This is a genomic window from Collimonas sp. OK307, assembly GCF_900113705.1.
GTDB lineage: Bacteria > Pseudomonadota > Gammaproteobacteria > Burkholderiales > Burkholderiaceae_D > Collimonas.
In genome coordinates, this window is the sequence record NZ_FOQI01000029.1 from 22,691 (window position 1) to 30,233 (window position 7,543).

General features: G+C 52.3%; 6 protein-coding genes and 2 tRNA genes. 7 read left to right on the forward strand and 1 reads right to left on the reverse strand.

Going from position 1 to position 7,543, the window contains the following annotated elements:
- Window positions 1-4 precede the first annotated feature (4 nt).
- Entirely contained in the window at window positions 5-589 is a 585-nt protein-coding gene (locus BM205_RS23305) for an NUDIX hydrolase (protein WP_092417243.1), read from the reverse strand.
- 224 nt (window positions 590-813) lie between these two features.
- On the opposite strand from BM205_RS23305, the gene BM205_RS23310 reads away from it, so the two are divergent.
- The 7 genes from BM205_RS23310 to BM205_RS23340 form a co-directional block, all read left to right on the forward strand.
- Window positions 814-890: transfer RNA gene (locus BM205_RS23310), tRNA-Met, on the forward strand.
- Between the two features lie 85 nt (window positions 891-975).
- Window positions 976-1,052 (forward strand) — tRNA-Met (locus BM205_RS23315).
- A gap of 1,200 nt (window positions 1,053-2,252) precedes the next feature.
- Window positions 2,253-4,985: a TonB-dependent receptor gene (locus BM205_RS23320; RefSeq protein ID WP_092417244.1), complete on the forward strand. Its 2,733-nt coding sequence runs from the start codon at window positions 2,253-2,255 to the stop codon at window positions 4,983-4,985.
- Between the two features lie 224 nt (window positions 4,986-5,209).
- Complete coding sequence (locus BM205_RS23325; RefSeq protein ID WP_092417245.1) at window positions 5,210-5,863, forward strand: energy transducer TonB; 654 nt, start codon at window positions 5,210-5,212, stop codon at window positions 5,861-5,863.
- A gap of 116 nt (window positions 5,864-5,979) precedes the next feature.
- The gene (locus BM205_RS23330) at window positions 5,980-6,897 is read left to right on the forward strand and encodes a MotA/TolQ/ExbB proton channel family protein (protein WP_217646084.1); all 918 of its coding nucleotides are present in this window, start codon (window positions 5,980-5,982) and stop codon (window positions 6,895-6,897) included.
- A 2-nt stretch (window positions 6,898-6,899) separates the two neighbouring features.
- Window positions 6,900-7,328, forward strand: coding sequence for an ExbD/TolR family protein (locus BM205_RS23335; RefSeq protein WP_092416490.1), 429 nt, complete (start codon window positions 6,900-6,902; stop codon window positions 7,326-7,328).
- A 13-nt stretch (window positions 7,329-7,341) separates the two neighbouring features.
- Window positions 7,342-7,543: biopolymer transporter ExbD (locus tag BM205_RS23340; RefSeq protein WP_175511368.1), on the forward strand; the 202-nt coding region annotated here is incomplete at its 3' end.

Sequence of the window (7,543 nt, forward strand, 5' to 3'; positions counted from 1 at the left end):
TGTTTTACTTGGGCGCTAAGCCGGCGCGCATCGGTTTGAAAATAGCTTGCGTGTGCAAGCTGAAATGACCATCTTCCTGACGGATTTTCTTGATGTCGGCAAAGAATGCGCGCAGGGTGATTTCGACCGTAGGGAAGGCGATTTCATCCCATGGGATCTCAGCCTCGGTGAACAAGCCCACTTCCAGGCTTTCAATACCGGCTGCGTAATCCAGATCGAGCAGGGTGGCGCGATAGAACAGATGAACCTGATGTACATGCGGTACATTCAGCAGCGAAAAAAGCTCATGCAGTGCGACCCGGGCGCCAGCTTCTTCCAGGGTTTCGCGGCGCGCCGCATCGTCGGTGGTTTCACCGTTTTCCATGAAGCCGGCCGGCAGTGTCCAGTAACCGTATTGCGGTTCGATGGCGCGTTTGCACAGCAGTACGCGCAGTTCGCCATCCCGTTCCCATACCGGGATAGAGCCGACCACCATTTTCGGATTTTGATAGTGAATGCTGCCGCAGTTGCTGCAGACATAACGCATGCGGTTGTCGTCCGGCGGAATCTGCAGGGTGACGGGATGCGCACATTCGGAACAAAATTTCATAGGCAACGATAGATAGTATTAATGGGCAATTTAAACATAGGCAATTTAAACATGCTGTTTAAACAGACGGAAAACGGATTCCTGATGGTATTGGATTGGAATATCTCTGCGTAACCGGGTAGTTTGAGAGTTTAGCATCGCCTAATCGTTACGACTGTTCTTAATCCGATTGTCTGTATTGGTTGCATTGCACTGCAATACACTATATACTTTCATTCTTCAGACGCGGGGTGGAGCAGTCTGGCAGCTCGTCGGGCTCATAACCCGAAGGTCGTAGGTTCAAATCCTGCCCCCGCAACCAGTTACAGTAAGAAGGCTAGCAGTAAAACGCTATTCTTACGCATCAGGCCTTAAGTGGAAAACGCTTAAGGCTTTTTATATTCAGACGCGGGGTGGAGCAGTCTGGCAGCTCGTCGGGCTCATAACCCGAAGGTCGTAGGTTCAAATCCTGCCCCCGCAACCAATGCAGAATAAGAAATTATTCTTGCTCAAAAAGCCCCAGGTGCAACGCACCTGGGGCTTTTTGTTTTTCTGGTCCGGTTTGATTCCATTTCATCGCAATATTTCGCGGTGCACCATTCTGACTCTTCATTTGCCGCCGATTCTGCGCGGCTCCACCATCTCTCATCTCATCCCTAGAAGTAGCGTTGCCGATAACCGGCCGCGAGTTTCCTCGTGGGAAAACACAATTTTGCGGGTTCGTGCTTGACGTAACCGCTGTGTGACCTGGGCGTTTTTGGTTGACTGTTTCTCACCACTTTGGTGCCACGCATGTGCCAGGCACGCACCAAAGTGGTATTACTAAAAAGCTACCAATTCGAACTGGCATTGATGACATATTTTCTACTTTATGTAATGTTGTAATGCGGCGTGTTTAGTTCCACATGGCAATGCCTCTCTGTTCGTGTGATGACCTGCAAATTTTAATGAGAAAAAAACGAAGAAAACTGCGAATGAGTCGATTTTGATTCATTTTTGTGCTTTTCAACGTAAAGATTCACCCCGCTGACGCATCTTCATAAATGCAGGTTTTCATAGAGGAAATGTCAAAAATAAGAAGCCTGTTACGGGTTTTTCAAGAGGCGGCTTTTGCGCTTTGAAGAAGTTCCAGGCCAAATTGGAAAATTTTCATTTTCGAGAAAATCTTACTTCTTCCCATCCATTTTTGAAAAAAAGCGACCAGTCCACTCTACTAAACAACACTCCTGGAATTTACAAAATAATGAGCATAAACAACGGTATATATAGATATACCAATTGCTATTTTTGATACCAATAATTTATTTATGTAATACCAGTTGAATGCCTATTGACAGCCACTTTTACGGTCCCATAGAGTGTCACCAGCGCAACGTTTCCAAAGGGAATTTTTGGGCTTGGGCGTAAGGCAGTGTGCGGCAGCTTGGGTTTTATGTGCGGGGCAGGGTACGCACGGCATTTCCCCTCAGTCGGTTTTTGGAGAAGAGCTGACAGAGGGAAGTGGTTTTACAAGCGGTGGCATGCAGCGTCTTGTTGGTTGGATCTTGTTGTATTGGCGACTGTATCGAAAAAGGTTCTCCCCTTTGTAGGCCTGAGGTGATCTCAAGCCGCAGTGTGGAGAAGTTAATGAAAAAAATGGCCTGCTTTTAGTTTACGGGGCCGCAATCGATGGGGAGAACGGTAAGTGAATAAAAATTTAACACCAATAGCATCCGCTGTTGCGCTACTGGTCATGGCGGCAGCCATGCCTGCGTATGCGCAGCAAGCGGACGATGCAGCTCAAAAAGCTGACAGCAAGGGCACTGACAAGGGCCAGATTGAACAGGTCACCATTAGCGGCATTCGTGGTTCGTTGCAAAAATCCCTTACGCAAAAACGTAATGCCGATTCACACGTGGAAGTCATCACTGCTGAAGACATCGGCAAGATGCCGGATAAGAACGTTGCCGATTCGCTGTCGCGCGTGCCTGGCGTCACCATCGGTAATGCCGGCGCGACCGAAGGCGGTTTCGATGAAGCTGACCGGGTAAGTATGCGCGGTACCAGCCCAAGCCTGACGCAGACGCTGATCAACGGCCACAATGTGGCATCCGGCGACTGGTTCGTGCTGGATCAATCCGGCCAGGTCGGCCGCAGTGTCAGCTATACGATGCTGCCTTCCGAACTGGTCGGTTCGGTGGTCGTCCACAAGAGCTCCGAAGCTAGCCTGGTAGAAGGTGGCGTTGCCGGTTCGGTTGACATCATTACCCGCAAGCCGCTGGATTTCAAGAAGCAATTTACTGCTGAGGCAACGCTCGGCGCCGTGTATGCCGATTTGCCAGGCAAGACCGATCCGCAAATCAGCGCATTGGTAAACTGGAAAAATGAAGCCAACACCTTCGGTATCCTGGTGCAGGCGTTTTCGGAAGAGCGTCATCTGCAACGCCAGGGGCAGGAAATCCTCGGTTACACCCAGATCGCTCCAGGCAGCAAAATCGCCACCGCCCATCCTGACCTGACTAACGTATATGCACCTAACCTGATCAACTCGGCCCTGTTTGAGCAGCAGCGCAAACGGACTGGCGGTTTGATCGATGCCCAGTTCAAGGTGAGCAACGACTTCTCGTTCGACGTCAACGGCTTCACCTCGGAAATGAAGGCGGCCAACTACAATCGCAGCTATGAATTCTGGGGTGCCCAGGTCATCAATGCAGGCGCCGGTCAATCACCGAATCCTGGTTATACGGTGAAAAACAACACGCTGACATCGGCTACTTTTGCTCCTGTGGCTGGTACCAACTACGGTGTTTATGACCAGATTTCACGTCCGGATGAAAGTGCAAGCTCGAACTTCGTTGAACTCGGCACCAAGTGGCGCGCAACTGATTCGCTGACCTTTACCACCAAACTGGGAACATCTTCCGGTGAAGGTAAGACACCTACGCAAAACGTCGCTGAGTGGAATGTCGGCGTTGGCGCTGGCGCCGGTTACCAATTGAACGGTATTGGTACCGCCGCCAACTGGAATTTGGGCGCTACTAACAACGCCAGCCCTAACACTGGCACTACAACGTTCGGCTGGATCTTTGGCGATCAGAACGTCGATGTCAAGGATAAGGAAAACTGGGCTCAGGTTGACGGTGAATATTCTGCAGACCTGGGGGCGTTGAGGACAGTTCAGTTTGGCCTGCGTTATAACGACCATAAGCGTAGTTCTGAAGGCGTGATCGGTCAAAGACCTGCGCTAGACGGCAGTGCCGGCAATCCAGCCAATTTCCCACAGGGCTTCCAAAATTTCCCGTCCAATTTCGGCAGCGGGCTGGGCAGCGGTTTCCCGACGAATGTCTGGTACTACTCACCGGGCCAGTTGGCAGCATTCAACGCGTTCACCTTACGCGACCCGGTCACACGTGAAGACTGGAACTCTGAGTTTTCAGTGAAGGAAAAAAATACGGCTGGTTACCTGCAAGGCAATCTTGAAGGTGATCACTGGAGCGGTAATGTCGGCTTGCGTTTAGTACAGACGAAGGAGAGTGTCGTCAATAACGTCTCCGCACCGGACAATGCACCTGGTGCAATCATCGGTTCGGCTTTCGGTACGTTCGTCAGGCAGCAAGTCAATCATACCTACGTCGACGCGCTGCCAAGCCTGAATCTCAAGTTCGACCTGAGCAAGGATGTAGTTGCTCGTTTTGCCGCATCCAAGACCATGACCCGTCCGGATTACTCGTCACTGGCCGGTCAGGTAACGTTGTCGCCACCGGCGCAATTCGGCGCCATCGGTTCCGGCAGCGGCGGTAATCCAGATCTGAAGCCAATCACGTCGAACAACTTTGATACTTCGCTGGAATGGTACTTTGCCCCTCGTTCCATGGTGTCCGCAAGTGTCTTCGCCATGAACCTGACCAGCTATGTCGGTCTGGGTACCGTTACCAGAAGTTATGTCACCAGCACGCCTGATCATCCCGCCAATTATCAGGCGGATTATCTGTTGACGGTGCCAACCAACACTAGCGGTAACGTGACCGGTATCGAACTGGCTTATGAAATGCCGCTAGGGAAAAACTTCGGTTTTGCCACCAACGCTACTTTCATCAATGCCTATGATGCTAACAACGGCCCTCTGGTCGGTGCATCGAAGCGTACCGCCAACCTGTCGGCTTACTTCGAAGACGAGCGTTTCAATGCTCGCATCTCATATAACTACCGCAGCAGCTTCTACAGCGGCCTGGATCGCAGCACAGCGTTTTATCAAGCGGCTGTCGGAACTTTGGCAATGTCTCTCGGTTATAAGTACAGCGAACAGCTGGCCTTCACGCTGGATGCGCAGAACCTGAACAATCCGACCTTGAAGTATTACGCATTGAGTGAAGATCAACCGCGTGCGTTCTACAAGAACGGCCGGCAGTTCTATCTGAATGCGCATTTGAAGTTCTAGTACCCGCAAGCGGCATGCTGTTGTAAAAAGCAGCATGCCGCTTGTAACCGAGCTCGAAGTAAAAGTTGACGTTGATTTTGCCGTGAGAGCGCTGATGACCGAGGTTGGTTGCATGGTTCAGATAGCAGGGTTTTGATAACACGCTCTCCGGTATTTTTTTGGTTCAGGTATCGCAATCAACACCGAGATTGCCAGAAGTCAGGCGCACAGACAGGAGTCGTTGTATGGATTTCACGCAGGACGGGAAAAATCCCTCCAATAATGTAGTTGGCATCAGCGTGGTTGTTGTTCTGCATGTCCTTATCATTTATGCGCTTCTTACCGGATTGGCCCGGAAGGTCGTGGAAGTGATCCAGCAACCGGTAGAGACCAAGATCATCGAAGAGATCAAGCCGCCACCACCACCGCCACCACCGGACAAACCAGTGCCGCCACCGCCAAAAACGGTCGCCCCGCCACCACCATTCGTGCCTCCACCAGAGGTGAAAGTAACGCCACCGCCGCAGGATAATGTAATTGCCGCGGTCACCAATGTGAAACCGCCAACTAACGATCTGCCGACGTCAGTGGCACAACCATCGACTAACGGCGTAGCTGGGCCCGCGCATACCAGTGCAAAAATTGCCGGTAATTGCGAGAAGCCGGAATACCCGAGATCTTCCTTGCGGAATGAGGAAGAGGGCGTCGTGACAGTCAAGCTGACGATTGGCGCCGACGGTAACGTGGTCGATTCCGCCGTTGAAAAGAGCAGCGGTTTCAAAGACCTGGACAGAGCCACCACCAAAGCGTGGAGCTTGTGCCATTTCACACCTGCAATGGCTGACGGTAAAGCCGTTCAGTCTACGACAAAAATGCAGTATGTCTGGAAGCTCGAATAGGCGCAACCAAGCGTAAATAAGCGCGCACAACACAAGCAAGCGCACAGCGCGCGAAGTAAATACCACGTCGCGATTGCGGCAATCTACTTTCTAAAATTTGGAGTATCAGCATGACTATCACTCGTAATCGCTTATCCGCCCTGGCTGCCGCCCTGATGATCTCTGCCATGACGATCTCGCCGCTGGCCGCTATCGCCCAAACTCCTGCGGCAGCATCTGCTACCGCTTCCGCTCCGGCTGCTGCCGATGCACCAAAAGCTGCTGAAACCGCAGCAGCATCGCTGGCCGATACCCCGACTCCACCACCGCTGCCTGCAGCCAAGGAAACCGTCGATAACCCATACGGCCTCGACGCCCTGTGGAAAGGCGGCGACTTCGTTGCCCGCGGCACCCTGATCATCCTGGTGCTGATGTCGATGGGTAGCTGGTACATCATCATCACCAAGCTCATCGAGCAAGTGAAACTGATGGGCCAGGCAAAGAACGCACAAAAGACCTTCTGGAAAGCCGCTACGGTTGAAGCCGGTGTTACCGGCCTGAAGCCAAACAGCGCTTACCGCTTCATCGCTGAAAACGGCGTGAACTCGACGCACCACCACGACGGCGCCTTGCTGGAACAAATCGACCTGAACACCTGGGTGACGATGTCGATCCAGCGTTCGGTAGAAAAAGTCCAAAGCCGCCTGCAAGACGGCCTGGCTTTCCTGGCAACGGTTGGTTCGACTGCACCGTTCGTCGGTCTGTTCGGTACGGTCTGGGGTATTTACCACGCGCTGACAGCAATCGGTATCGCTGGTCAGGCTTCGATCGATAAAGTTGCCGGTCCGGTCGGTGAAGCGCTGATCATGACTGCAATCGGTCTGGCAGTGGCTGTGCCTGCGGTTCTGGGTTACAACTGGCTGGTTCGCCGCAACAAGAGCGCAATGGAAGAAATCCGTTCGTTCAGCGCTGACCTGCACTCGGTTCTGTTGAGCGGCGTGATGTCCTCGAGCTCGGCTAGCCAGGTTGCCCATATCAACAAAAAGGTTGGCTGATCATGGGAATGTCACTCGGTTCATCCGATGGGGATGAAGACGAAGTGATCGGCACGATCAACACGACGCCGCTGGTTGACGTCATGTTGGTGTTGCTGATCATCTTCCTGATCACGATTCCGGTGGTGACGCATACGATTCCGGTGAAGTTGCCACATGAAATCGACGAACCTTATAAAACCAAGCCGGAGAACATCAACCTGGCGGTGAATAAGCAAGGCGACATGTTCTGGAACGAGCAGCTGGTGCCGAACACGGCGACGTTGCTGTCGAAGCTGAAGGAAGTGGCGGTCATCGTGCCACAACCGGAACTGCATATCCGTGGCGATCAGCAAACCAAGTATGAATACATCGGCAAGGTGATCCTGACTGCACAGCGGGCAGGAATCGCCAAGATCGGGTTCATTACTGAACCGCCTGCGCGCAACTGATAGGAGTATTGCAATGGGTATGAATGTAGGTTCTTCCGGCGGCAGCGCCAATGATCCGGAACCGATGATGGAAATGAACATGACGCCGTTGATCGACGTCATGCTGGTGTTGATCATCATGCTGATCATCACGATTCCGATCCAGAATCACGCCATCAAGCTGAACATGCCAACCGGTAATCCACCTCCGCCACTGGCCTTGCCGGTGGTAGACA

Excerpts from the sequence above, each read along its gene's own strand:
- BM205_RS23325 (WP_092417245.1), top strand. The coding sequence starts at position 5,210 with ATGGATTTCACGCAGGACGGGAAAAATCCCTCCAATAATGTAGTTGGC.
- BM205_RS23335 (WP_092416490.1), top strand. The coding sequence starts at position 6,900 with ATGGGAATGTCACTCGGTTCATCCGATGGGGATGAAGACGAAGTGATC.
- BM205_RS23305 (WP_092417243.1), bottom strand. The coding sequence starts at position 589 with ATGAAATTTTGTTCCGAATGTGCGCATCCCGTCACCCTGCAGATTCCG.